This is a genomic window from Bifidobacterium sp. B4079 (assembly GCF_026537385.1).
GTDB lineage: Bacteria > Actinomycetota > Actinomycetes > Actinomycetales > Bifidobacteriaceae > Bombiscardovia > Bombiscardovia asteroides_I.
On sequence record NZ_JAFNMH010000001.1, the window covers coordinates 894,861 to 919,517 of the forward strand.

Below are 24,657 nucleotides of genomic sequence, written 5' to 3' on the forward strand. Positions count from 1 at the left end.
CGCAACTTCGGGCACACACCCCTAAACCCCTGTGGTCCCGCCCGGACTCGAACCGGGGACATCCACCGTGTAAAGGTGGCGCTCTAACCAACTGAGCCACGGGACCAGCACACTACCTTAGCAGAATACACGGTGACAAGGCCGCAAGGTGCGGCTATAATCCTCTAGGAATTCGGGCCTTGCCCGCAAAAGAAGAGAAACACACCGTATATACCGCATAAGAGGGGGTTCGGATTGTCACAGACAGTCGATACAGGCAGTGGCAGAAAGACCAACCGCACCTTGGTGACAGTGGCGGTCTTTATTGCCACCTTCATGACGGCCATCGAGGGGACCATCGTCTCCACCGCCATGCCCACCATCATCGGGGACCTGCATGGGCTGTCCATCATGAACTGGGTCTACTCCATCTATCTGCTCATGACGGCGGTCACCACACCCATCTACGGCAAGCTTTCGGACCGCTTCGGCCGCAAGCCGCTGCTGACCATCGGCCTGCTGGTCTTCGTGATCGGGTCCACCCTGTGCGCCCTTTCCCAATCCATGCCCCAGCTGATCAGCGCGCGTTTTCTGCAGGGCTTGGGGGCAGGCGCCATCCAGCCGCTGACATACACGGTTCTGGCCGACATCTATCCCCTGGACAAGCGGGCGGGCATGATCGGTCTGAACGGTTCGGCCTGGGGCATCGCCTCCATCATCGCCCCCCTGCTGGGAGGCTTCATCGTCCAGCAGATAAGCTGGCACTGGGTCTTCGCCATCAACGTGCCCATCGGCCTGCTGGTCATCATCATGATCCAGCTCTTCCTGAGCGAACATATCCAGGCGCGTAAAACCCGCGTCGACTACATCGGCATCGGGCTGCTCAGCATCTGCCTGATCTGCCTGATGCTCGGCCTGCAGAGCCTGGGATCGGCGGGCGATGCGCGGATCACCTTGGTTCTGATTGCGGCCACCGTGGTCACCTTTGCCCTGCTTCTTCATGTCGAGGGCCGCCAGGAAGATCCCATCCTGCCCCTGCGACTCTTTCGGATCAGGACCTTCGTCATCCAGAACATCTGCATGCTCCTGGTGGCCGGATTCCTCATGGGCTTCGACACCTACATGCCCATCTGGATGCAGTCTGTTCTGGGAATGAACCCCTCCCTGGGCGGTTTTGTGGTCACCCCCTCTTCCATTCTTTGGCTCCTGGGCGCCTACCTGGCCGGACCTCTGACCATGCACCACCCGCCGCACCGGGCCACCAATATCGGCCTGGCCTTCATCCTGACAGCCTGCGTCTGTTACATAGCCGTCCCACAGGCCACCGCCTACTGGGTCTTTCTGGTCATTTCCGCCGTGGTCGGCTTCGGCTTCGGCCTGACCATCACCACCTCGACCATCACCGCACAGAGCGTGGTGCCAGCAGGTGATGTGGGCGCCTCGACCAGCTTCAACACACTGGCCCGTTCCCTAGGGCAGACCCTGATGGTCTCTATCTTCGGCATCGTCATGAACACGGTCATCGCCCGCGAGGTGCCCCAGCATAAGGGGCTGACCGAAGACATGATGAACAGCATGATCAACCCGGCCACAGCAGGGAGCATCCCCTCTCGCCTGCTGGGACCGGCCCGCACCATCGTCTTCGACGGCCTGCATTGGATCTTCCTGGTGGGCCTGGTCATCCTGATAATCGCCTTGGTGGCCAACCTCTGCGATATCCGCTCGCGCACGCTGCTGGCCGAATATCAGAACAAGGCCACGACGGTGGCTCCTGCCGTTGCTGAGGATGGCGAGCAGTAAGGGCCGTTGTCCAGACGGATTCCTCCGGGAATTCCTCATGAACGACAAGGAGGTGGTGGGCATGTTGGATCCTGATGCCCGCCACCTCGTTCATTGGCGCTTATGCGATATGTCGAGCCGACGCAGGCGCCGTTACAGCCAGGAGTCTTACTTGCCCTTGCCGAAAGCCCGCAGCTGGGTGGCGTTCCAATCCTTGCTGACGGTGGTGGGCATCAGGGCGTTCATGCCCGCAGTCTTGGCCGCATTGGAGACGACCCCTGGCGCCGAAGCTCCAGGTCTGCCGGGTTTGGGAGTCAGCACCCAGAAAGGTGCGCCCTTGTTGACCATGGCCGAGGCATCCATGATGGTATCCGCCAGATCGTCCTCGGCATCACCGTCCCGCCACCAGATGATGACCCCATCCACGGCTGCGTCATAGTCCTCGTCCACCAGCTCTTCGCCGGTCAGATCCTCGATCCTAGTCCGGATCCCGTCGTCGACATCGTCGTCCCACATCCATTCCTGGACGATATCGCCGGGATGAAAACCGAACTCTTCCGCTGTATAGGTTGTAGTCTCAGCCACGGCTTCAGCATAACAAGACTGCCGGAATTCACCAATTGGACCGGCCTTGTCTTACCTGCCCTTGACGGCCGTGCAACGGGGCAGCACCTCCCCCTGGCCATGGCCGATGGCCACCAGGGCCTTGTAGGCCTCATCCAGGGTGGACACCCGCACGTCGCGCAGTCCTTCGGGCACATGGCCTGCCACCTGTGAGCAGTTGGCGGCTGGGGCCAGGAACCAGGCGGCGCCGTCCCGTCTGGCCCCCAGCATCTTCAGCTGAATGCCGCCGATGGCCCCGACTCGCCCTTTCTCATCCATGGTGCCGGTCCCGGCAATGGTCAGGCCACCGGTCTCCTGCTCGGGGGTGATCTTGTCGATGGCCCCCAGGGTATACATGAGTCCGGCCGAAGGGCCGCCTATGTCGGCCACCCTCATGCTGAACTGCAGACCTGATACGTCATATCCACGAGTCTTGAGGAAGGCCAGAGCCTGGGCCGAGGCAGCCTTCTGGGAGCCGTGCATATCGCCCTGCTCCTGGCGCTTGTACTCCTCTACGCTCTGTCCGGGAGGCACCACGGCCTCTTGGGGAAGCACCGTGGCGTGAGGGTCGGCCCAGCCCACCAGGGCATCCAGATTTGAGGCCGGGTAGCCGGGGATTCCGCGGGCATTGACCGTGGTCATCAGCAGCCTGCCCTTGTCACGATGGACCTGACCACCCTTCACCTTGATGACTGGTGATCCTTTTGAACTTCCCAGCACATCCTGGGTGGGGCCGGGCGTCTCGATGGTGTAGGGCGAAGGGAGGAAAAGCACCAAGAGGGCCAGAATGACCAAAAGACCGCCGACCAGCATTTTGCGGGTGGGTCCGCCAAGTGTCCCGATTTGCCTTTCGGGTGCGCCTGTGGCGCAGTGATCCGATTTCCCGTGCGGAAGTGTCATAGCTCCAATATTATGGTTGATGAAGACGATAATCCCGGCAGACGTCAACCTAAGCGGCGGGCGACCTGCCTTGGCGAGGACTGGAAACAAAGCAATGGACGAGAATGCAATCCACCAATGGCTCATTGAGTGCTTCGGCCCGGTGCAGGGCGAGCTGGCTTGGAGTCAGTTCTCTCAGCTGCCTGAGTCCATCCGCTCCCAGATGGCTGCCCAGGGAGCCGAACAGCTGCCCAAACCCGCCGAAGTCCAGGCCCTGATTCAGGCTTTCACGGCTGGAGGACTGAACACTCCGGCTGACATGCAGGCCCAGGCTGACCAGGGGCCCATCAACGTTGCGCTGGCCAAGAACATCGCCCTGGGGCGCACCAGGGCCGACCAGTCCGACACCGCTGTCACAGCCGAGGACAGCGACCGGGTGGCCCGAGTCATGAGCGAAGCCAACCTCTGGCTGGACACCGTCTGCGCCTTTGACCCCGCCCCAGGCCAAACCGAAGCCTTGACCCGTGCAGGATGGATCGAGGGCAGCATAGACGCTTGGGTTCAGTTCGCCTCGCCAGTGGCCCAGGCGGTCAGCGAGGCCTTGACCTCCGTCATAAGCCAGCGCTTCCAAGGTTTCGACCAGGGTGAGATTTCGGGGATGTTCGCCGGACCTGTGCCCATCCCCTTGCCTGACAACCTCAAGGATCCGACCACGCTGATGAGGCTGCTGGGGAACACCTCATTCGCCATGCAGCTGGGTCAGGCCGCCGGCGAGCTGGCCAAGGAGGTACGCGGAGGATTCGACCAGGGCATACCGTTGCTAAAGAACCCCGCCGGAGCCCTCATACCTCAGAACATCAAGGCCTACGCCAAATCCCTGCAGCTGGATCTGGACGAGGTCACCCGCTACATGGCCCTCAAGGAAGCCGCCCACGCCCGGCTCTACGCTGCCGTCCCTTGGCTGATGCCGCGCTTCGAGGCCCTGATCGGCAAGTATGCCCGGGGAGTCTCTATCGACCTGGACGCTGTGGAGGATCAGCTGCGCGACGCTGAGCAAATCAACCCCGAATCGATCGCTGGCGCCATCAACCTCAGCAATGTCGGCATTGAGGATACCCCTGAACAGAAAGAGGCCCTGCACAGCCTGGGCGACCTGCTGGCCCTGGTGGATGGCTGGGTGGATTGCGTGGTCTGGAACGCCGGCATGGCCCACCTGCCCCACCTGGAGCAGCTGCGGGAGATGACACGACGCGAGCGTGCCGTGGGAGGGCCGGCAGAACAGACCTTTGAGTCCCTGCTGGGCCTGCATCTTCATCCCAAGCAGCTACGTGAGGCCGCCGACCTTTGGGAGCGCATCACCGCAGAGGAGGGAATCCAAGGCCGTGACAGTCGCTGGTCCCATCCTGATCTGCTGCCTTCGCTGCCTGTTAAGGTCGAAGGCGGCCAGGGCGGAGCATCTACATCCGCAGACGGGCAATCCGAGCAGAAGGCCGCCACTTCCGCTCCCTCGGTGGACTGGGATGCCGAGCTGGACAAACTATTGAATGCCGAGGAAAAGGATTCCTCTGCCGATTCGACCGCCTCCGCAGACTCCGGAGCTTCTGATTCCCACGCTGCAAATGACCAGGAACATTCGTGCCACGAGGCTCCGGGCGACCAGAAGAGCACCCACGACAGCAACCCGGACCAGGATGACTCAGACAGGAGCGATCCTGACAGCAGCCAGGACTGAACACCCCCTACGTTCCGATGGACGAGACGTTGGTCCTCAGCGGTGAATGAACCGGCTGGGGGTACGTCGGACGAAGGCGCTGCCATCCTTGTGCTCCGCGTAGGAAAGATGCAGGGTGTCCTCTGCTCGGGTCACCCCTACGTACATGAGGCGGCGCTCCTCCTCCAGGGCATCTCCTTCCGGCGGTGAGCCAAAGGGAATCAGCCCCTCGGCGCAGCCAACAATGAAGACATGAGCGAACTCCAATCCCTTGGCAGCGTGAATAGTGGAGACCGTGACCCTCCCCTGGCCCATGCCGCCCTCAAGCTGTTCCAGTACTTCCTGCCTGCTCAGATCGACCGACTGGTTCTGCCAGCCCGACTCGGTACGCACCCGATAGCCGATTCCGCGTTCGTGCAGGGCACGGCAGATCAGGGTCTGCTGGGCATTGATCCGGGTCAGGATTGCAAACTGGCCGGGCCGCGCCCCCTTCCGGATCATGGAGGATATACGGGAGGCCACGGCTCCAGCCTCATCGCCATCGTCCTCATAACGTGTCATCGCGACCCTGCTGCCCGCCTGACGGGCCGAAGCCAGCTTCAGATAGTCGTCACGCACCGGCGAGCGCGCCAGAATGCCGTTGGCGTAATGGACTACCCTACCCGTGGACCGGTAATCGGTGGACAGATCCAAATCTGCCTTAATGCCGGGGAATTCCTGGGGGAAGTTCAACAGATAGTAGGAAGTGGCTCCAGCAAAGGAGTAGATGGTCTGGGCTGGGTCCCCCACCACACAGAGGTTCTGCCTGCCGTTGAGCCAGAGCTTGAGCAGCCGGTGCTGCAGGGGCGAGACATCCTGGTATTCGTCCACGGTCAGCCAGCCGATTCGGTCTCGAATATCTGCAGCAGCCTGGCCGTCTTCCTCCAATATGTGGCAGACCAGCAGGAGGATATCATTGAAGTCCATCTGATTATGGGCGGCCTTGGAGCTCTCGAAGACCGTGTACAGGTCGGCCATTCGATCGGCCTCCAGACCGGCCGGCGGCAGACGGTGACTGGCCGCGCAGACACGAACGTAGTCCTGAGGGGCAATCAGCCCCACCTTGGCCCAATTGATCTCCGCCGTCAGGTCCCTGACCTGGCCCGGGTCGGCCTCCTGCCCGCAGACCCTCTGGTAGGAGGAGGACACCAGAGGACCCACATCCTCAATCAGATCGGGAGGGTAGGTCCCGCTGACCTGGGGCCAGACCCGTCTGAGCTGCTGCAGGGCCGCCGAATGGAAGGTCGCCGCCTGCAGGGAGGCCGACACGCCAAGCTTGGTCAGACGATCACGCATCTCGGCTGCGGCACGGGCCGAAAAGGTAACTGCCAAGGTTCTGGAGGGCTCCCAGCTGCCGCTGGCACAGGCATATGCCATCCGCCGGGTGATGGTCCTGGTCTTGCCAGCCCCGGCCCCCGCGACAATCCTCACAGGCCCGTCAAGCACGCTAGCCGCCTGCCGCTGGGCTGGATCCAGACCCTCCAGCAATCGTTCCTCATCCTCATGCACACCCCCATTGTGTCAAAGGCCGGTACCGGAACCGGCGGCGGCGTGCCCATGTGGACTAGTGGGCAACCGTATCCACAACAGTCCTTGTATTATCCTTGAGGGTGTGAGTGAACGAACGAAGCTGACCCTGGCCGCCCTGGCATCGGCCACCATGCCCGAGGTGCCCATGACCGGTGCGCGGGACTGCGACCAGCTCAGCAGCCTGGACCGTACACAGGGCGTGGACTGCGCCGTGGTCCAAGATGCAACCGGCAACGTCTACGACGTCTGGGCCACCAGCTCGGAGGCCGGCAAACGTCGGCTGGCCGCTCGGGTCAAGGCGGCTCAGGCCCTGGCCGATGCCAAAGAGATAGCGGCCATGGGCTTCCGGGTCGAGCGCATATTGGCCTACCAGCCCGGGGAGAGGGCCGATAGTCCGACCGGCACCACCGCTGTTGCCGTCATGACCCACTGCCCAGGCCGAATCCGTCCCCTTCATCTGCTGACCTTGAACGAATGCACCGCCGCAGGCACCGCCATCGGCGCCATCCACCGGGTGCGTCCTGATTTTCTGAAAACCCACGGATATCCGGTCTTCTCCACCGCTCAAATCGCAGCCCAACTGCGGGGATGGATCAAGCGGCTGCGCATGGATGGCCACGTGCCCAAGGAAATCACCGATTCCTGGGCCTCCATCGTGGCGACCGACGGACTCTGGTCCTTTGAAACCTGCACCGTGCACGGAGGCTTCTCCGATGGAGACCTGCTCTATGCAGGCTCCGGGCTGAGCGGACTCTACGGCTGGCAGGATATGCAGGTCAACGATCCTGCCCGTGATCTGGCCTGGATCTTCGCCAAGCTGGACGGATCCCGCCGCAATGCAGTCATTGCAGCCTACGGCAGGATGATGGGGGCTCGGCTGGACGACCTGATCATGCTCCGAGCCAACCTCTGGCTGCAGATGGAGCAGGTGGGCGACTTCATCACCGCCCTGGATCATGCGGACAACGAACGGATCATCCAATTCAAAGCCCAGGTTGAGCGCCTGGCCCAGCAGCTGGGCGATCATGAGCAGGTCCAGCGCACCCGTCGCCAGGAGCAGACGCCAAGTCCGTCACCTGCCGGTGCACCCTCCACCATCACCGTAGGCACCCTGCTGGGCGACGATAATGCTGAAGCCCCCTCTGTAGCCGAGCTGCAGGAGAATCCGACACCAGAACCGGACCCCGCCCCGACAGAAGCGTCCGATGAAAGCTCAGCCACCATCGCCATCAACAGGGCGGAAATGGCTGATCTGGCTGTGGCCCAGACCGCCATGGGGCACTCCGATGCCAGGAATAAGCCCATTGGGCAGGACCAGAGCACAGACCTTGGCAGTGACGATCAACGCAAGCAGCCAGCTGTTGCTCCTGCTGCCCAAGACGAAGACTCAGGCCTGAGCGATCACTTCCGCGGCATCGGCAACCCAGCCCCCAGCGACGGGGATGCAGATGGCGAAGCGGATTCGCAGGCTGCAATAAGCCACTCGTGCGGAGATGACCAGCCCTCGAACGCCGCTGATTCAGGAGACGCCGTTTCCCAGCCGCATGATGCTTCGTCAACTCAGGCTCTTGCAAACGATCAGACAGAGACCATCGTCCTTCCCAGAAAACCTCTGCCCGAGCAGATCCCCACACTCACCACAGACGGACAAGCATCGGCATCGCCGCCAGAGACGAGCTCTCCCCAGGAGGAGCCCCACGGGGACGCTTAGAGCGTAATCACCAGGGTCAGCGAATAATGAGACCGGAAGATCCGTGGACCGGCAGGTCTGGGCGACGGAGAAAAACCTTGGAGGTAACGATGGATATCGAATTCGGCATCAAAAATGTGGCCCGCACGGTCAGCTTCAGCACCAACGCCAAGGCGGACGAGGTGGCTGCCCACATCGCCCAGGCACTGAACGAGGGCGGACCAATCGATTTGGTGGACGACAAGGGTCGGCACATCATCGTTCCCAAGGAGTCGCTAGGCTACGCAGTGGTTGGTTCCGACACCACCCATCCTGTGGGCTTCGGCGTTCTGGGAGGCTCCTCCGACTGAGGCTGTGATCGCCTGACGGGGGCGGCAGGATCCTTGTGGTCCGACCGCCCCCGATTCGTATCCGTTAACCCTTCCAGGCCACCGGATGGCTCCCCCGGGCCCTGTCCACGATTCGGGCCACCACCTCGTCGCTGGTGCTGTTCTCCCCCATGTGATTGGGTTTGCCTTGGCCGTGCCAGTCCGATCCGCCGGTCACCAGCAACCCCCAGCGCTGAGCCAGAGCCAACAGCCGTCGACGCTGCTCGGGCGGATTGTCCCGGTGCCAGACCTCCAAGCCTCCCAGGCCCTTTCTGGCCAGCGCGGCGATCTGCTGGTCGGAAAGCAGGACGGGATTGCGGCTGACCGCACCCGGGTGAGCAATGACCAAAACGCCCCCCGCATGGTTAACGGCTGCCAGCACCTGGTGGGTGGTCGGCGAGGGCGTGGGGAGGTAGTAGGCGCTTCTGGAGGAGCAGACCCCGGCGAAAGCCTGGCTACGGTCGGCATAGACACCGGCCTTTACCAGAGCGTCGGCAATATGCGGACGGCCCACCGTTGTTTTCGATCCCTCCTTGACCTGATCCAGGACATTTTGCCAGGTGATCGGATAATCTCGGGAAATCTGCTCGACCATGGTCCTGGTTCTAGCCAGCCTGGCCTCCCTGGTCTTGGCAAAGAGCCTGGCGATGACCGGATCCTCCGGATCATAGAGGTAGGCCAGCATGTGAACCGAGACACGACCATCCTGCGCGGTGATTTCAGTGCCCGGCAACAGTGGCATCCCCAAGTTTTGGGCAGCCTGACGGGCCTGATCCCAGCCCGCATTGGTGTCATGGTCGGTGATGGCCAAACCTTCCAGACCCAGCTGCTGCGCCTGCTCGACCATCCCCCTGGGCGTCACGGTGCCGTCCGAGAACACGGTGTGGCAGTGCAGATCCCACCCGGAAACCGTGGCAGTATCCTCATGCGTCATGCCTCCATCCTAAACTCGTGAACGCGTTCCTGTCCCAGAGAACCTCCCCAGCCATTGAGGTGATGGACCCCATGAGTGAATCGACCTCTTCAGCCCCTTCCAGCTATCTGATTGCCGCTCTGGCCTCACTTGCAACCCTCTACGCCAGCCTGGTTCTGTCAGCGGAAACCCTGCAGCTGGCACGTCACCCCCAGGGCCAGCTCAGCTGTGACATCAACTCAGTGGTCTCCTGCTCAGCCGTGGCCCACTCACCCCAGGCCGAGCTGTTTCGTCTGGGCACCCTGCCGGTTCCCAATGCCTTCCTTGGACTGATCGCTGAATCCGTCTTTCTGACGCTGGCCGTTGTGGGCCTTTGCCGGATCAAGATGCCCGCGCTGCTGGCAGCAGGGACCTGGCTGGCCTCGCTCGCCGCTCTGGCCTATGCGCTCTGGCTGTTCACCCAGTCGCTCTTCGTCATCCACGCCCTATGCCCTTGGTGCCTGGTCATGACCTTCGCCACCAGCCTGCAATTCATGGCTTTCAGCCACGCCACGGTGACCCAGCAGGGTCTTCCGCGCAAGAGGTCGGGATGGCTGCAGATCTACTACCAGCGGCACTTCGATCTGATGGTCGATCTGATCTGGCTGGTTGCCTTGGCAACCATCGTCTTGGCTGTGGAAGGCTCTGCCCTCTTCGGCTGATCAGCAGCCTGGCACGTGCTCCAGGGTCAGACGGGCGACCATTCTGGCCGGTCCGGTCAGCCACACATCCTGCGGATCCACATCCACCTTCAGACAGCCCCCGCCCACATGGATGGTCCAATGATCGACTCCAGTCAGGGCTCGCAGCAGCACGCCGCTGGCGCATAGGCCCGTCCCGCAGGACAGGGTCTCGCCCACGCCTCGCTCATAAACCCTCATGGTGGCCCGACCGCTGCCATTGTCGGCATCCAGGGCATCCAGACGCAGGAATTCCACATTCTGCCCCTCGGCAAGCCCGGGCCTGACTCGCGGCGGCGCCGACAGGTCCAGATCGCCCGGATCAGGCAGATCGGTCCTGGCCAGCAGGTCGGCCACGGTCCCCGGCAACCCGCTGGCCTCCAACTCGGCAGCGACTGCCGTCAGAACGACTGCGTGGGGATTGCCCATATCCACCATGGTGCCAGGAGCCGAGCCTCCTAGGGCGCCGACGTCAATCAGCTGTTGCCCCACCGGCCCCATCCGCCAGGCCCCGACCTTGACCATGAACACATGCTCGCCATCGCACTTCATCGGACTGCACGAGACAATCCGCTTGACCCCGGCTCGGGTCCCCAGCAGGAAGGAGGACCCCTCCATGGTTGGCGTCAGCCCCTGCTTCTGAGCGAAGAGGGTGATAGCCCGCGTCCCGTTGCCGCACATCTGCGCCAGTGATCCGTCCGCGTTGCGGTAGTCCATGAACCACTGACAGCCGAAACTGTCACAAGCATCCACCTGCGCCTGGTCCAAGTCGCTGACATCGGCCGGGTGGGTCAGCCGAATCACCCCGTCGGCTCCGACCCCGAAATGCCGGTCACACAGCCATCGCACCTGGTCGGCCGTAGGTTCCAGATCCCCCCGGGGATCGGCGTAGACCACGAAATCGTTGCCGGTGGCTTGCATTTTGTAAACAGTCCGGGGAATACTCATGCTTGTAGGGTACGGCCCTTCGGCGACAGGCTAGGCTGGTTTTTCGGCTGCGAAAGGAGCAGATCACATGGCATCAGATGCACCGATCGGGATCTTCGACTCCGGGCTCGGCGGTCTGAGCGTCACCGCAGCCATTCAGAACCTTCTGCCCCAAGAAAGTCTGCTCTACTTCGGAGATTCCGCCTACGCCCCCTACGGCACCAAGGAGCCGGACCGGATTGCCGAGCGCTGCCAGGTCATCGGCGACCGGTTCATGGACCAGAGCGTCAAGGCCATGGTCATCGCCTGCAACACCGCCACCAGCGTCTGCGTTGATCAGATGCGCCAGCGCTATCCGGTCCCTGTCATCGGCATGGAGCCGGCCTTGAAACTGGCTTGTACGCGCGGTGGAGGCCGACCTCAGCGGGTTCTGGTCACTGCCACCCCGCTGACCTTGAAAGAGGCCAAGTTCTCGCGCCTGATGGCACGGTTCTCCGGCAGGCACACCATCCTTACCCAGCCCTGCCCAGACCTGGTGACCATTGTGGAGTCTGACAGGCTAAATGACCAGACCCTGGTCGATGCCACTCTGCACCGTTACTTGGACCCCTACGATCTGCAGAACCTGGATGCCCTGGTCCTGGGCTGCACCCACTTCGTCTTCTTCCGCAAGTCCATCGCCCGCATCTGCCCGCCAGGCCTGGCACTGATTGACGGCAACCCGGGAACGGCCCGCCACCTCAAGGATCTGCTGGCCCAAGCCGATGCCCTCAACCCGGACCCCGGCCCCGGCAGAGTAGAGATCGCCAACTCTGATCCCTCGCCAGCCATGCTGGATCTGTCCAAGCGGCTACTGGCCTCCTGCCGCCCCTGAACGGCTTGTCCAACGTTCACGCATAAGCTGTCATCAAGGGAGGATACCTGTCAGGAATCGAGGTGCCCATGGCACGCAAAAGAACAGCCGTCATTGACGTAGGCGGTGGTTACCGGTCCATCTTCGGCGCCGGCGTCTTCGACCGCTGCATGGAGCAGGGCATCGCCTTCGACCACTGCTATGGGATCTCGGCCGGCAGCGCCAATCTGGCCTCCTTCCTGTCGGGCCAGCTCAGACGCTGCTACCGCTTCTACACCGTCTACTCCTCGCGTAAGGAGTACGCAAGCGTGAGCAACTTCCTGACCAGGCACGCCTTTGTCGACTTGGACTACGTCTATGGCAAACTGTCGGCCCATGACGGAGAATACCCGCTGGATTACCAAGCTTTGAAGGCCAACCCGGCCCTGTTCACCGTAGTGGCCTGCAAGGCCACTGACGGATCCACGGCCTACTTTGACAAGTCCGACCTGGCCCAGGACAACTATGACATACTCAAGGCCTCATCCAGCGTGCCGGTGGCCAATAAGCCATACATGATCGATGGCGTGCCCTATCTGGACGGCGGCATCGCTGACCCGGTCCCGATCCGCAAGGCTATGGACGAGGGCTATGAACGCATCGTCCTTGTCCTGACACGCCAGAGGGACATTCTGCGTGAGCAGAAGAAGGATGTCCTGCCGGCCCGAATCCTGTCGAGGACCTATCCGGCGGCCGGCGAGCGCCTAATGGAGCGCTACCGCACCTACAACGACGAGGTGGCGCTGGCCAAGCAAGCCGAAAAGGAGGGCCAGGCGCTCATCCTGGCCCCGGACAGCCTGTGTGGGCTGACCACGCTGAGCAAGTCGCTCAAGGGTCTAAACGCCATGTACGACAAGGGCTATCGAGCCGCCGAGGCCATAGCCGACTTCCTGGAAAGCTGAACCCCGACCCCGCATGATTTGGCATGCGGGGATTGCTTCTTTGGGACAAGACCTTACAGAACCGGCGTCTCAGTCCCGCCCTCTGTGTCTGCGCTCTTGCGGCCGTGGCGGGGATCCTCACTCCCCTGGCTGCTCTGGGCGGTCATCAGCGCTGCGGTCATCTGGTTGAAGAGCTCGTTGTACCCGCCGGGGGTCGCCGCCGGAAGGACCAGGGTCTTGGCATTGTCAGACTCGGCCAACGAGCGCATCACATCAAGATACTGGTTGAAGAGCACCACGTTGTTGACGGCATCGATATCCATGCCCACGGCCCGCAGACTGTTGATCTGATCCACAATGCCATTGGCGATCTCCCGCCGGTAGTTGGCTTGGCCCTCGCCCTGCATCCTGGTCTTCTCGGCATCCGCCTTGGCCTGCGTCTCAATCTCGATACGGCGGGCCTCGGCACGTTCACGGGTAGCCTCCTTTTCGCGCTGGGCCGCGTTGATGGAGTCCATGGCCTGTTTGACCTGGGCGGAGGGGTCGATGGCGGTGACCAAGGTCTTGATGACCGAAAATCCGAAGCGCTGCATCTCCTGGCCCACGGTCTGCTGCACATCGGAGGCGATGTCGTCCTTGCGCGCGAAGGCATCATCCAGGCTCAGGGAGGGAATGGCCGACCTGAGGGCATCCTCCATGTAGGAGCGCAGCTGGCCTGCCGGATCGACCAGCTCATAGTAGGCCGTAACCACATTGGCCGCCTCCACCCGGAACTGTGCGGAGACTTCCACGGTGACGAAGACATTATCCTTGGTCTTGGTCTCCAGCTTGACGTTCAGCTGGTTGACGCGCAGGTTGGTCTTGGCGGCTATCCGGTCCACCAGGGGAATTTTGGCGTGGATGCCCGCCTGCGCCACCCGGTGGTACTTGCCAAAGCGCTCAATGATGTCCGCCTGCTGCTGGGGCACCACGAAGATTCCCGAGAGGAAGATGATCAGCGCCAGGACCAACACGGCGACCGCAATGGCAATGTCTAAATGCATGAGTGTTCTCCTTCGAGCTTAAAACCCTTGGATGCCGGACCTGAAAACCGCACCATTCCGGCCTCCCCTCCATCACTATACATGAGGCACACATCTGAATAATCCGTTCTGGCGCCTGGAACGGTAATAGACTCGGCCTGACAAGGCTTCAACCCGAAAGGATGAATATGGCAAAACTACGCGGCATCGACACCGAAATCTTCCCCCTGGTTCTGGGCGGCAACACCTTCGGATGGACCAGTGACGAATCAGAGTCTGATCAGGTCCTGGACGCCTACACAGAAGCCGGAGGCAACCTGATCGACACAGCTGACGTCTACTCGGCCTGGGCCACCGGCCACTCCGGCGGCGAATCCGAGATCGTCCTGGGCCGCTGGCTGGCCAAGAACGGCAACCGCAACAAGGTCCTGGTGGCCACCAAGGTCAGCCAACACCCCCAGTACTCTGGTCTTTCAGCCAAGAACATCGAGGCCGCTGCCGATGCCTCCCTGCTCAGGCTGGGCCTGGATGTGATCGACCTCTACTACGCCCACTTCGACGACAGCTCCACCCCCTTGGAGGAGACCGCGGCAGCCTTCGACAAGCTGGTCAAGGAGGGCAAGGTCCGGACCATCGGCCTGTCCAACTACACACCTGACCGGATCCGCGAATGGTTCAGGATAGCGCGCCAGGAGGGCCTGACCCTGCCGGTGGCCTTGGAGCCCCAGTACAATCTGGTCTACCGCAGGACCTATGAGGATGGCCTCATGCAGGTCGCCAGGGACGAGAATCTGGCGGTCTTCCCCTACTTCTCGCTGGCTTCGGGCTTCTTGACGGGCAAGTACCGTACCATGGACGACCTCAAGGGCAAGCAGCGCGAGGGCATGGTCAAGGACTTCTTCACCCAGGAGGGGCTGGATGTGGTCGCCGCCATGGACGGCATCGCCAAGGCCCACGATGTCGAACTGGCCACCGTAGCCCTGGCCTGGCTCAACCACAGGCCTGGAATCGCAGCCCCCATCGCTTCTGCACGCACCCCGGAACAGTTGCCGGCCCTTCTGGCCGCCGCCCATCTGGAACTGAGCGACCAGGATATGCAGACTCTGGACCAGGTCAGCGACAAGGTCAAGGGCTGATCGGCAGCCGGGTATCACGCCCGGCAGGACGCATCACAAAGGGTTTCCATCTGATGCAGGATGGAACCCCTTTGTGCAACTAGGATCAGGCCTTGACCAGGTCGACCTGCGGCTGGTCCAGATCGCCAACATTGACGGTCAGATTGGTGGCCAGGGTCTCGCGAGCGATCAGGTCGCTGAACTGCTGGGCCTTGGGAGCATCCTCCCCGGGCAAGGTCAGGGTCAGCCGGATTCGATCAGCAATGTCCAAACCGGCAGTCTTCCGGGCATCCTGAACCTGGCGGATCAGATCTCGGGCATAGCCCTCGGCCAGGAGGTCGTCGTCCAGCTGGGTGTCGAGAATGACGAAGCCACCGGTGGGCAGGGCTGCAGAGGCCGATCTGTCGGCCTGGGAGCCATCCTCCTGCTCGATCCGGTTGTCCAGCTCGTATTCGCCTGGCTTCAGGGCCACCGATCCGTCGGGGGTAGCGACGACCACGTGCCCGTCCTGCTCGGACCAGTCGCCCTGCTTGGAAGCCTTGATGACGAACTGAACCTGCTTGCCCAGCCGAGGCCCAGCCGCACGGGCGTTGACCTTGAGATCGTGGATGATTCGCAGGCCGTGCTGGCCGGCCTGGTCCAGGGTGCAGAATTCCACATTCTTGATGTTCAGCTCCGACTTGAGCACGTCCACGTAAGAACGGGCCGCATCGGGGTCGCGAACCACCACGGTCAACCGGGACAGCGGCTGGCGGACGCGGATCTGCTCGGCCTTGCGCAGGGCCAGGGTGGCCGAAACCACCTCGCGAACCTTCTCCATGGCAGCTACCAGGGCAGGATCATCACGCAGGACCTGCCCCAGTTCGGTCTCTTGTCCGGTGGACTCATCGGCCAGGAAGGGCCAGTCGGCCAGATGGACCGACTCCCCACCGGTCAGACCACGCCAGATCTGCTCGGCTTCCATGGGCGCCAGAGGGGCCAGAACGCGGGCGAAGGCCTCCAAGACCGTATAAAGGGTGTCGAAGGCCTGGTGGTCCTCACTCCAGAAACGGTCGCGATTGTTGCGAATGTACCAGTTGGTCAGTACATCGATGAAGTCGGTCACCGCATCGCAGGCATCCGAGACGGCGAAGTCGTCCAGGGCCTTCTGCACCGACCGGATCAGCCGGCGGGTCCGCGCCAGCAGGAAGCGGTCCATCTCCGGCAGACTCGCCACCCGGTCCGGTGTCAGCGCCTGGGCCTGGTAGCCGGCTCCCATATTGGCCGCGTTGGCATAGAGCGTGTAGAAGTAGTAGGAGCTCCAGACCGGCAGCATAACCTGACGGACCGTGTCACGGATGCCCTCGGCGGTGACGACCAGGTTGCCGCCGCGCAGGATGGACGAGCTCATCAGGAACCAGCGCATGGCATCGGATCCGTACTTGTCGAAAACCTCATTCACATCCGGATAGTTGCGCAGGTGCTTGCTCATCTTCTGGCCGTCGGAGCCCAGGACGATGCCATGGCAGATCACGTTCTTGAAGGCCGGCTTATCGAAGAGGGCCGTGGACATGATGTGCATGGTGTAGAACCAGCCGCGGGTCTGACCGATGTACTCGACCACAAAATCACAGGGATCCCGGTCCTCGAAATACTGCTTGTTTTCGAAGGGGTAGTGGAATTGGGCGAAGGGCATGGAGCCTGACTCGAACCAGCAGTCCAGCACATCAGTGATCCTGTGCATGGTGGACTTGCCGGTCGGATCGTCAGGGTTGGGCCTGGTCAGCTGATCGATCCAGGGCCGGTGCATGTTGATCTGCCCCTTTTCGTCGGTCGGGTAGCGGCCGAAGTCCTGCTTGAGCTCCTCCAGTGACCCGTAAACATCCACCCGAGGGTACTTGGGATCGTCAGAAACCCAGACCGGGATGGGCGAGCCCCAGAACCTATTGCGGGAGATGGACCAGTCACGGGCATTGGCCAGCCACTTGCCGAACTGGCCGTCCTTGACATTCTCGGGGATCCAGTTGATCTGCTGGTTGAGTTCCAGAAGGCGGTCCTTGATCTTGGTTACGGAGACGAACCAGCTGGAGACCGGCTTGTAGATCAGCGGAGTGCCGCAACGCCAGCAGTGGGGGTAGGAGTGGACGTAGCTCTTCTCCTGGAAGAGGATGGCCCGGTGCTCGGCGGGGATCCGGGCCAGGGGACCGTCCCCTGCGCGCAGGTTGCGAATAATAGGCATGTTGGCATCGAAGGCCTGCATGCCTTGGTAGTCGGGGCACTGCTCGGTGAAAACGGCCCCGGCATCGAGGACGTCCACGCTGCGGATGCCCTTGGCGTTCAGGGTGTTCATATCATCCTCGCCATAGGGAGCCTGGTGGACCAGGCCGGTGCCCTCCACAGTGTCGACGTAGTCAGCCATGTAGATGGTATAGGCATTGGGGCCGGGGGTGCCACCCTCTGATTCGGCCTGCTCTCCGGCAAAGTAGGGAAAGACCGGCCAGTACCGCCAGCCCTCCATCTGGGACCCCTTGAGGGTGCGGACCACCTGGTAGTCCTCCCCCAGCTGCTTGGCGTAATCGCCCAAGCGGGCCGTGGCGATGTAGAAGCGCTTGCCGGCGAATGGCCCAGACACCGGGCTGACTTCCGAGTACTCGATGCCAGCGCCGACCACGATGGCCAGGTTGGTAGGGACGGTCCAGGGAGTAGTAGTCCAGAAGACCGCATAGGCGTCCTCGTCCCTGAGCTTGACGGCCACGGAGACGGTGGTGTCCTGCCGGTCCTGGTAGACATCGGCATCCATGCGCAGCTCGTGGTTGGACAGCGGCGTCTGATCCTTCCAGCAGTATGGCAGCACCCGGTGCCCCTTATAAGCCAGGCCCTTCTCGTAGAGGGTCTTGAAGGCCCACATGACCGACTCCATGTAGGAAACATCCAGGGTCTTGTATCCGTGATCGAAGTCCACCCAGCGGGCCTGACGATGGACGTAATCCTTCCACTCGCTGGTGTACTTGAGCACCGATGCGCGGCAGGCGTCATTGAACTTCTCGATGCCCATCTGCTCAATCTGATCCACGCTGTCGATACCAAGCTCGCGCTGGGCTTCCAACTCGGCGGGCAGACCATGGGTGTCCCAGCCGAAGACACGGTTGACCTTGTGGCCTTTCATGGTCTGGTAGCGAGGAATGACATCCTTGACATAGCCGGTCAGCAGGTGTCCATAGTGAGGCAAGCCGTTGGCGAAGGGCGGGCCGTCGAAGAAGACGAACTCATTGTCGGCATGATCGCCGGAAGGGCGACGCTCCACCGACTTATTGAAAGTATCGTCATGGTCCCAATAGTCCAGGACCGACTCCTCCATCCGAGGGAAGGAGGGATTGGGCTTCACCTTGTCGAGAGCAGGGTCCACCACCGCCTTGGGATAAACTTCCCCGTCCCGACTTGTCTTATCTGAGGTATCAGTGGCCTGTTTCACCGTTCACGCTCCTCGCTGGTCGTTCATGTCGCCATACCGAGGACGAGGGGCCCGTAGGCCCACCGCGGTACCACCTCGCTTGCCCGGCCAATGACCCCTGCCGAACCGCTTGTCTGGGCTGTGCGGGCCCACCCGCCGGTTCTACTGAGGAACGCCGCAGGGCGTTCCCGTTCTTCCGAGGACTCCCCGCTGATGACGGATCAAAGCCCATTGGTGACCAGAATATACCATCCTCAGGAAACCGGCCCCATCCTTTCGCATAACGATACAGCCGTCAAAGCTGGAAGAGATCAGGATGTCTGGGATCGCCCGGCAGGCCTTCCAGGGTGTCCTCGGCACCCAGGGCCTGCCGCCAGAAATCCAGGGAGCGGCCATAGGGGCTGGCCTGTCCGTCACGGACCTGAAGTTCGGCCTTGGCTTGAAGCACATCCTCCTCGGCCACCCCGTCCAAGAACCGGACAAGCCGAGCAAAGCGTGCCGGATCATAGAAAATGCCGCCGACGACTTCCACAAGTCGGCTGGCGCGTTTCATGGGCAGGGAATCCCAGTGCCTGAGCTCGATGTAGTTCTTTAGGCGAACGTCATTGAAGTGGGTGGTCAGGATGTGCGCTATCTCGGCGTCGTTGAGCAGACGGTCAGGATAGATCTCCCCGGCGTTTTCATGCCAGGCGATGAAGACCTGATGCCCTTGCGGCCCCTCCACCTCCGGGGTGTGGGAGACATCGGCCACCATCAGCGGGGTGGACAGCAGGTCTACGGCATAGTCCTCCCAGCCGAAGCCGTCATCGAACAGCCCCGGGATCAGACCTGTGCGCTGGGGGTCAAGCCAGTCCCAGATCCGCTGACGTCGCAGAGGCATGCGGTTGGGCCCGCCCTCGAAGATAGGGGTGTTGCGGAAGAAGTAGGCCAAAACGGGGCCGATAGCCGTGCCCAAACGGATCTTGGCGATGGCGTCGTCCTCGTCCTGATAGTCGATGCTGATCTGTGTGGAGGCGGTGCTGCGCATCATCATGGGCCCGCACTGGCCGATGCGACCCAGATAGGTGTTCATGACCGCATAGCGTTCCTTGGGATTGACGCCCACATCCGCGTAGGAGCCAGCAGGACGATACCCGTACTCAACCAGACGAAACCCCAGCCGCTCGGCAATAGGGTCGACCTCGGCACGGAAACGTCGATAAAGGTCCTCGAATTCTCGGCTGTCCCGCACTACGCCCAAGGAGCACTCCACCTGGCTCCCGGGCTCCAGGGAGACCACGCAGCCCGGCCTGCTCAGGCCGACCAGATGACCATCCTCACGGTATTCCTTATGGCCGTCGTAGCGGGGTTCCAAGGCCGACAGCAAAGCTTCGACGCCCCGCTCCCCCTCATAGGAAACCGGGGCATCGGACCCGTCGTTGCGCACTGGCAAATGCTCGATCTCAATGCCGAACCGCCACTGGGCCTGCGGTTTGGAACCTCGTGTAAAGTAGTCGACCAGGCTGGACACATGCCGCGGATTGGGGACCGTCAACAGGTGCGCATACCCAGCGCCTACGCTTTTGCTCATACTGCAATGGTAGGGCGGGCGAGGGCCCTGGGCAACCAACACCCCAAGGGTCCCGCCGCAACCGGATGACAGTCGACCATCCGACTGCCTCCAACCCAGTCGATCGCAGGCTCAGCCCACCACGGTCACCGTCACGGCCTGCAGATCTTCCCTGCACGAGGAGGATCCCACCAACACCTCGAACTTGCCAGGCTCGACCCTGCGGCGGCAGTCGGCATCGACCAGGGTCCACTCGGACACCGGTAGATCGAAAACCACCTTCCGGGTCTGCCCTGGATCCAGTTGAATCCTTTGGAAGGCTTTGAGCTCGCGGTCAGCCCAGCTGACGGAGGTCACCAGGTCGCTGATGTAGACCTGGACCACCTCGGTGCCTGATCGCTGACCGGTGTTGGTCAGGTCTACATTCACCCTGACCGTGTCCTTGGGGCCGACGGCATCGGGTCCATCAACCTGGGGCTTTCCGTAGGCGAAGGTGGTGTAGCCCATCCCCTGGCCGAAAGCGAAGGCCGGTTCCTGGGTCAGGTCGGCGTAGCGGTCACCATGCTGGCCGCGGATCTGGTTGTAGTAGACCGGCAGCTGACCGGCATGTCTGGGAAAGGTGATGGGCAGTCTGCCTGTGGGCTCAACCTTGCCGGTGAGAATCCTGGCCAAAGCACGACCGCCCTGCATGCCCGGGTCGGGCTGCCAGATCAGAGCTCTGGCCGACTGTGCAGACGGGGGCAGGATCAGCGGCTTGGAAGACATGAGCACGATGACCATGGGCTTGCCCGTCTGCGCCAGGGCATCCAGCAGATCGCGCTGAGGACCGTAGAGCTCCAGGGTGGCAGTCGAACGGCCCTCGCCCACCAGCTGGACCACGTCGCCGACCACAGCCACCACCAAGTCGCTTTGCCCAGCCAATTCAATGGCCCTGTCGAAGCGGCCCTGATCGATCCTGGCCGGAGCAGCCACCTTGGGCCTGGGCTGGCCGTCGGGGAAAAGCTCGCCCGCCGGGTCGTCGACCAGACGGAGCACGTCGACGCCCTGCTCACAGTTGAGCTGCCAGTTTTCAGGCAGCTCCTTGCGCAGACCGTCGGCCACGGTCGAGATCATCTCCCGCGGCTGGTCCTTGATCCAATCGCACTGACCCGAGCCGCCGGCCCAGTCCCCAAGCTGGTTCTGGGCGTCGTCGATCAACGGACCCACCAAGGCGATGCTATGCGCTGAATCATCACCAGGGCGGCCATCGGCACCCACCCCACCGAACAGGGGCAGGATGCCGTCGTTCTTCAAAAGAACTGCCGACTCCTGGGCCACCTGGAGGTTGAGTTCCTGGTGCTCCGGTGAGTTGATGACCGCCTCCTGGGCCCCGGGGCTGGGCAGACGCGGATCCTCGAAGAGCCCCATGCGGAATTTCAGGGCCAGGATGCGCTTGACCGCCCGATCAAGGTCCTCCTCGCGCAACAGCCCGGCATCCAGTGCATCCAAGGCTCCCTGGTAGAAGCCGGGCGTGGTCATAACCAGATCGTTGCCAGCCTTGACAGCAGCCGCGGCAGCGCTGGTGTAGTCGGGCTGCACCTTCTGTTCCCAGACCATCCGGCCCACGTTGTCCCAGTCCGTGATCAGGGTGCCCTGGTAGCCCCACTCCCCACGCAGCACGTCGTTGAGCAGCCAGTTGTTGATGGTGACCGGAACCCCGTCAATGGACTCGTAGCCCAGCATGAAGGTGGCCACACCCTCCTTGGCCAAGCGCTCGAAGGGCGGCAGGAACCAGGAGAGCAGCTTGCGGTGCGAGAGGTCGGCCTCGGAGGCGTCGCGCCCGCCTTGGGTCTCGGAGTAACCGGCGAAGTGCTTGGCCGTGGCCAGCACGGCATCCTTGGGCAGGGTCCCGGTCATGGCTGAACCGCCCTGGTAGCCGTGCACCATGGCCGAGGCCATTTCGCCGATCAAGAAGGGGTCCTCGCCGAAGGTCTCATCCACCCGTCCCCAACGGGTGTCCCTGGCAATGCAAAGCACTGGAGAGAAGGTCCAGTGGACGCCTGTTGTAGCGACCTCCTGGGCTGTGGCCCGCCCCATCCGCTGGACCAGTTCAGGGTCAAAGGAGGCTGCCATGCCCAACTGCTCGGGAAAGATGGTTGCTCCACGGAAGAAGGAGTGGCCGTGGATGCAGTCGTCGCCAATCAGCAGGGGGATGCCCAGACGAGTGCGATGGACGGCCTTGTCAGCCATGATCATGTTCTTCGGAGAGACATGCAGCAGAGACCCGGCGTGCTGATCCATCACCTCCTCGTCCACCCCTTGGCGGGCATCCAGCTGCATCATCTGGCCCACCTTCTCCTCCCGGGTCATCCGGCCCAGCAGGTCGGCCACTCGCTCATCCACGCCCAGGCCGGGATTGCGGTAGGGCAGGCCCTCTGCCAACTTCCTTGATGCCATCTGGGCACCTTCCTTTCTTACTGAACACTAATCCACTCATGTATTTGCGTTCGGTCAGTCTGAAGCCGGCCTATCGAACGATGATTGCCAGGTCCCAGGGTCCGATGGTCATGGGCTGACCCTGGTCGATATGAGCCTGAGGATCTGCCTGCCCGTCAGCCACCAGCAGATGCCCTCCGTAAGGTGCGTCCAGTCCGATCTCCTTGGATGAATAATTGAGCAGGTAGGTGATCTGCTCTCCCAGGGCGTTGGTGCCCTCACGCACCGTGACCAGGCCAGCCAGGTCCCGGGCAGGACTGTTCAGGCCAGCCGCATCTGCCGCATCCGAAAGCAGGAGCCGCATGCCCTGGGCCGAGGGCAAAGTGCCGAGCCACTCCGCGCTGCCGTGGCCGTATTCATGACGGGTCACAGCCGCATACCGCTTCCAGACCGGGTGGTCATAGGAGGCCAGGACCTGGGTGCCGGGGCGCGGGTTCAACAGTTCGATCAGCCCCTGGCAGGCCGGCCCGTCCTGGTCGGCCCCACGCAGATCCAGGGTCAGCCCCTTGCCGGGACGGGTGAACTGGTTGTAGTCGATGCCGAACACGTCGGTCAGCAGGTGCGGAGCCTTGTCGTGCCAAACCTTGAGGTTCTCGTCCGCCACGAAGGAACGCAGCGTGGCCACCAGATGACCTCCCCGATAAACGTAATCGGCAAGGGTCCTCAGCGTTTCCTCATTGCTGCTGTAGAGGGCAGGAACCAGGACCATGGCGTAAGACTCCAGCTGGGACCGGTCAGCCTTGTCGCTGATGAAATCGCACTCGATGTTGAGCTCGAAGAGGGCGTCGTAGACCCGTCTGACCACATCATTGTAGGAGATCTGCCCCTGTTGACGGGGGAAGCCAGTCTCCAGGGAGAACCAGTCCAAAGCGGTCAGGGAGTCGTTGCCCACCATGATGGCGACCTTGTTGCGCTTTTGAAGGTTGATCAGACGCTCCCCCACACCCTTCTGCGCTATCTGCCTGCCGAATTGGCCAGCCTCCTCATAGGTGGGGTTGGGCTCCATATCCTGCGAAAGCAGACCCTTCCAGTAGGTCTCGAAGGAGTTGTGGATGGAATGCCAGTGCCAGTACATGACCCCGTCAGCACCCGAGGCCAGATGGCTGTATGCCTGCAGTCGCAGCTGCCCCGGGTAGGGCAGCCAGCCGTTCTGTCCCTGGGCTTCAGTTTCCAGAACCAGGTAGTTGGCGCCACGCTTCAGGCTGCGGGTCATGTCCCCGCCGAAGGCGATCTCCTTGCCGGTCAGGTCATCCTCAGTGGGATGGTAGATGTCCACACCGGCCATGTCCAAGCATCCGGCCGCTTCGAAATGATCGACAGCCGGCTGAACGCCGTATGACCAGCCCGGACCCCAATCGAAATCGAAGTTGTGGGTGACGAACTGGTCCTCGCGGGCGTATTCGCGCACAATGCCAGCCTGCCAGGCCAAGTAGCGGCTGACCTGGCTTCGACGGAAGCGGTCGAATGCGGAACCAAGGGATGCGTTGATGGTCCCAGTCAGATCGGGAAAGTCCTCCCAGGAGTCGATCCTGTTGGACCAGTAGTCCAGTCCAAAGGCCGCATTGAGACGGTCCAGATCGTCATCAAAACGCTGTCGCAAATCCTTGACGAAGAGCCGCTGCATGTCGGGCGATACGCAATCGTAGTACTTGGTTTCGTTGTCGACCTGGTAGCCGATCACCTGGTGGTTGTCAGCCACATGGCTTATAAGCCTGCGTATGACGCGCTCGCCATAGTACCGGTAGGAAGGGTTGACGATGTCCATGATCTGGCGAGCGCCATACCGATTGGGACCATCAGGGGTGTCCGCCAGAACATCCGGGTGCATGGCTACCAGCCAGGCGGGGACGGCATAGGTGGGCGTGCCCACGATGACCTGGATGCCGAAGCGTTCCGCAGCATCCAGAACCCGGTCCACATGGCTGAAGTCGAATGCGCCAGGCTGGGGCTCCAAGGTGCTCCAGGTGGATTCAGCGATACGGATGGTGGTAATGCCGGCGGACTTCATCATGGACATGTCCTTGTCCACCCGCTCATATGGCATGTATTCATCGTAGTAGGCGCAGCCGAAGATGAGCCTGTCTGGAAGGCGCGTGCTGCCTGGCGAAGCTGAGTGGTCCTTGGCGCGGACCGCATTGTCTGACATGATGGACTCC

General features: G+C 62.2%; 18 protein-coding genes and 1 tRNA gene. 8 read left to right on the plus strand and 11 right to left on the minus strand.

From position 1 onward, the window contains the following. Positions 1-32: 32 nt before the first annotated feature. Positions 33-106 (minus strand) — tRNA-Val (locus J3T95_RS03780). Positions 107-234: 128 nt separating this feature from the next. Here J3T95_RS03780 and J3T95_RS03785 point away from each other — a divergent pair. Further along, a complete protein-coding gene (locus tag J3T95_RS03785; protein WP_220237024.1) occupies positions 235-1,779 on the plus strand; it encodes an MDR family MFS transporter in 1,545 nt (514 codons plus the stop codon). 147 nt (positions 1,780-1,926) lie between these two features. On the opposite strand, the gene J3T95_RS03790 is transcribed toward J3T95_RS03785, so the two are convergent. Both J3T95_RS03790 and J3T95_RS03795 read right to left on the minus strand, forming a co-directional pair. Next, positions 1,927-2,343: a DUF3052 domain-containing protein gene (locus J3T95_RS03790; protein WP_024627263.1), complete on the minus strand. Its 417-nt coding sequence runs from the start codon at positions 2,341-2,343 to the stop codon at positions 1,927-1,929. A gap of 51 nt (positions 2,344-2,394) precedes the next feature. Further along, positions 2,395-3,261, minus strand: a complete 867-nt coding sequence (locus J3T95_RS03795) for a S16 family serine protease (RefSeq protein ID WP_267450426.1) — start codon at positions 3,259-3,261, stop codon at positions 2,395-2,397. 94 nt (positions 3,262-3,355) lie between these two features. Here J3T95_RS03795 and J3T95_RS03800 point away from each other — a divergent pair, with 94 nt between their 5' ends. Beyond that, entirely contained in the window at positions 3,356-4,972 is a 1,617-nt protein-coding gene (locus J3T95_RS03800) for a zinc-dependent metalloprotease (RefSeq protein WP_267450427.1), read from the plus strand. 36 nt (positions 4,973-5,008) lie between these two features. Here the strand turns inward: J3T95_RS03800 and J3T95_RS03805 are convergent, their stop codons facing one another. Next, on the minus strand, positions 5,009-6,499 hold the full coding sequence (locus J3T95_RS03805; protein WP_220237021.1) for an ATP-dependent helicase: 1,491 nt from the start codon (positions 6,497-6,499) through the stop codon (positions 5,009-5,011). Between the two features lie 103 nt (positions 6,500-6,602). Here J3T95_RS03805 and J3T95_RS03810 point away from each other — a divergent pair, with 103 nt between their 5' ends. Beyond that, entirely contained in the window at positions 6,603-8,231 is a 1,629-nt protein-coding gene (locus tag J3T95_RS03810) for a phosphotransferase (protein ID WP_416378736.1), read from the plus strand. Positions 8,232-8,320: 89 nt separating this feature from the next. Further along, positions 8,321-8,560, plus strand: a complete 240-nt coding sequence (locus tag J3T95_RS03815; RefSeq protein WP_220237019.1) for a DUF3107 domain-containing protein — start codon at positions 8,321-8,323, stop codon at positions 8,558-8,560. A 64-nt stretch (positions 8,561-8,624) separates the two neighbouring features. Here J3T95_RS03815 and J3T95_RS03820 read toward each other — a convergent pair whose 3' ends face one another. After that, complete coding sequence (locus J3T95_RS03820) at positions 8,625-9,512, minus strand: PHP domain-containing protein (protein WP_267450428.1); 888 nt, start codon at positions 9,510-9,512, stop codon at positions 8,625-8,627. 71 nt (positions 9,513-9,583) lie between these two features. Here J3T95_RS03820 and J3T95_RS03825 point away from each other — a divergent pair, with 71 nt between their 5' ends. Further along, positions 9,584-10,192 carry a vitamin K epoxide reductase family protein gene (locus tag J3T95_RS03825; protein ID WP_267444487.1) on the plus strand — a complete coding sequence of 203 codons (609 nt, stop codon included), beginning with the start codon at positions 9,584-9,586 and terminating at the stop codon, positions 10,190-10,192. Here J3T95_RS03825 and dapF read toward each other — a convergent pair whose 3' ends face one another. Then, on the minus strand, positions 10,193-11,158 hold the full coding sequence (dapF, locus tag J3T95_RS03830; protein ID WP_267450429.1) for a diaminopimelate epimerase: 966 nt from the start codon (positions 11,156-11,158) through the stop codon (positions 10,193-10,195). A 67-nt stretch (positions 11,159-11,225) separates the two neighbouring features. On the opposite strand from dapF, the gene murI reads away from it, so the two are divergent. After that, positions 11,226-12,011 (plus strand): glutamate racemase, encoded by a 786-nt coding sequence (gene murI / locus J3T95_RS03835; protein ID WP_267450430.1) that lies wholly within the window; start codon positions 11,226-11,228, stop codon positions 12,009-12,011. A 68-nt stretch (positions 12,012-12,079) separates the two neighbouring features. After that, positions 12,080-12,931 (plus strand): patatin-like phospholipase family protein, encoded by an 852-nt coding sequence (locus J3T95_RS03840; protein ID WP_267450431.1) that lies wholly within the window; start codon positions 12,080-12,082, stop codon positions 12,929-12,931. Positions 12,932-12,984: 53 nt separating this feature from the next. Here J3T95_RS03840 and J3T95_RS03845 read toward each other — a convergent pair whose 3' ends face one another. Next, a complete protein-coding gene (locus tag J3T95_RS03845) occupies positions 12,985-13,953 on the minus strand; it encodes an SPFH domain-containing protein (protein ID WP_267450432.1) in 969 nt (322 codons plus the stop codon). 167 nt (positions 13,954-14,120) lie between these two features. Here J3T95_RS03845 and J3T95_RS03850 point away from each other — a divergent pair, with 167 nt between their 5' ends. Then, complete coding sequence (locus J3T95_RS03850; protein ID WP_267450433.1) at positions 14,121-15,068, plus strand: aldo/keto reductase; 948 nt, start codon at positions 14,121-14,123, stop codon at positions 15,066-15,068. 85 nt (positions 15,069-15,153) lie between these two features. On the opposite strand, the gene ileS is transcribed toward J3T95_RS03850, so the two are convergent. The 4 genes from ileS to J3T95_RS03870 all read right to left on the minus strand — a co-directional run bounded on the left by ileS (position 15,154) and on the right by J3T95_RS03870 (position 24,647). Beyond that, on the minus strand, positions 15,154-18,498 hold the full coding sequence (gene ileS / locus J3T95_RS03855; protein ID WP_267450434.1) for a mupirocin-resistant isoleucine--tRNA ligase: 3,345 nt from the start codon (positions 18,496-18,498) through the stop codon (positions 15,154-15,156). 274 nt (positions 18,499-18,772) lie between these two features. After that, positions 18,773-20,047 (minus strand): glutamate-cysteine ligase family protein, encoded by a 1,275-nt coding sequence (locus J3T95_RS03860; protein ID WP_267450435.1) that lies wholly within the window; start codon positions 20,045-20,047, stop codon positions 18,773-18,775. 111 nt (positions 20,048-20,158) lie between these two features. Continuing rightward, positions 20,159-22,462 carry a glycoside hydrolase family 3 N-terminal domain-containing protein gene (locus J3T95_RS03865; protein WP_267450436.1) on the minus strand — a complete coding sequence of 768 codons (2,304 nt, stop codon included), beginning with the start codon at positions 22,460-22,462 and terminating at the stop codon, positions 20,159-20,161. Between the two features lie 70 nt (positions 22,463-22,532). Further along, positions 22,533-24,647 (minus strand): beta-galactosidase, encoded by a 2,115-nt coding sequence (locus J3T95_RS03870; RefSeq protein WP_267450437.1) that lies wholly within the window; start codon positions 24,645-24,647, stop codon positions 22,533-22,535. Positions 24,648-24,657: the final 10 nt, after the last annotated feature.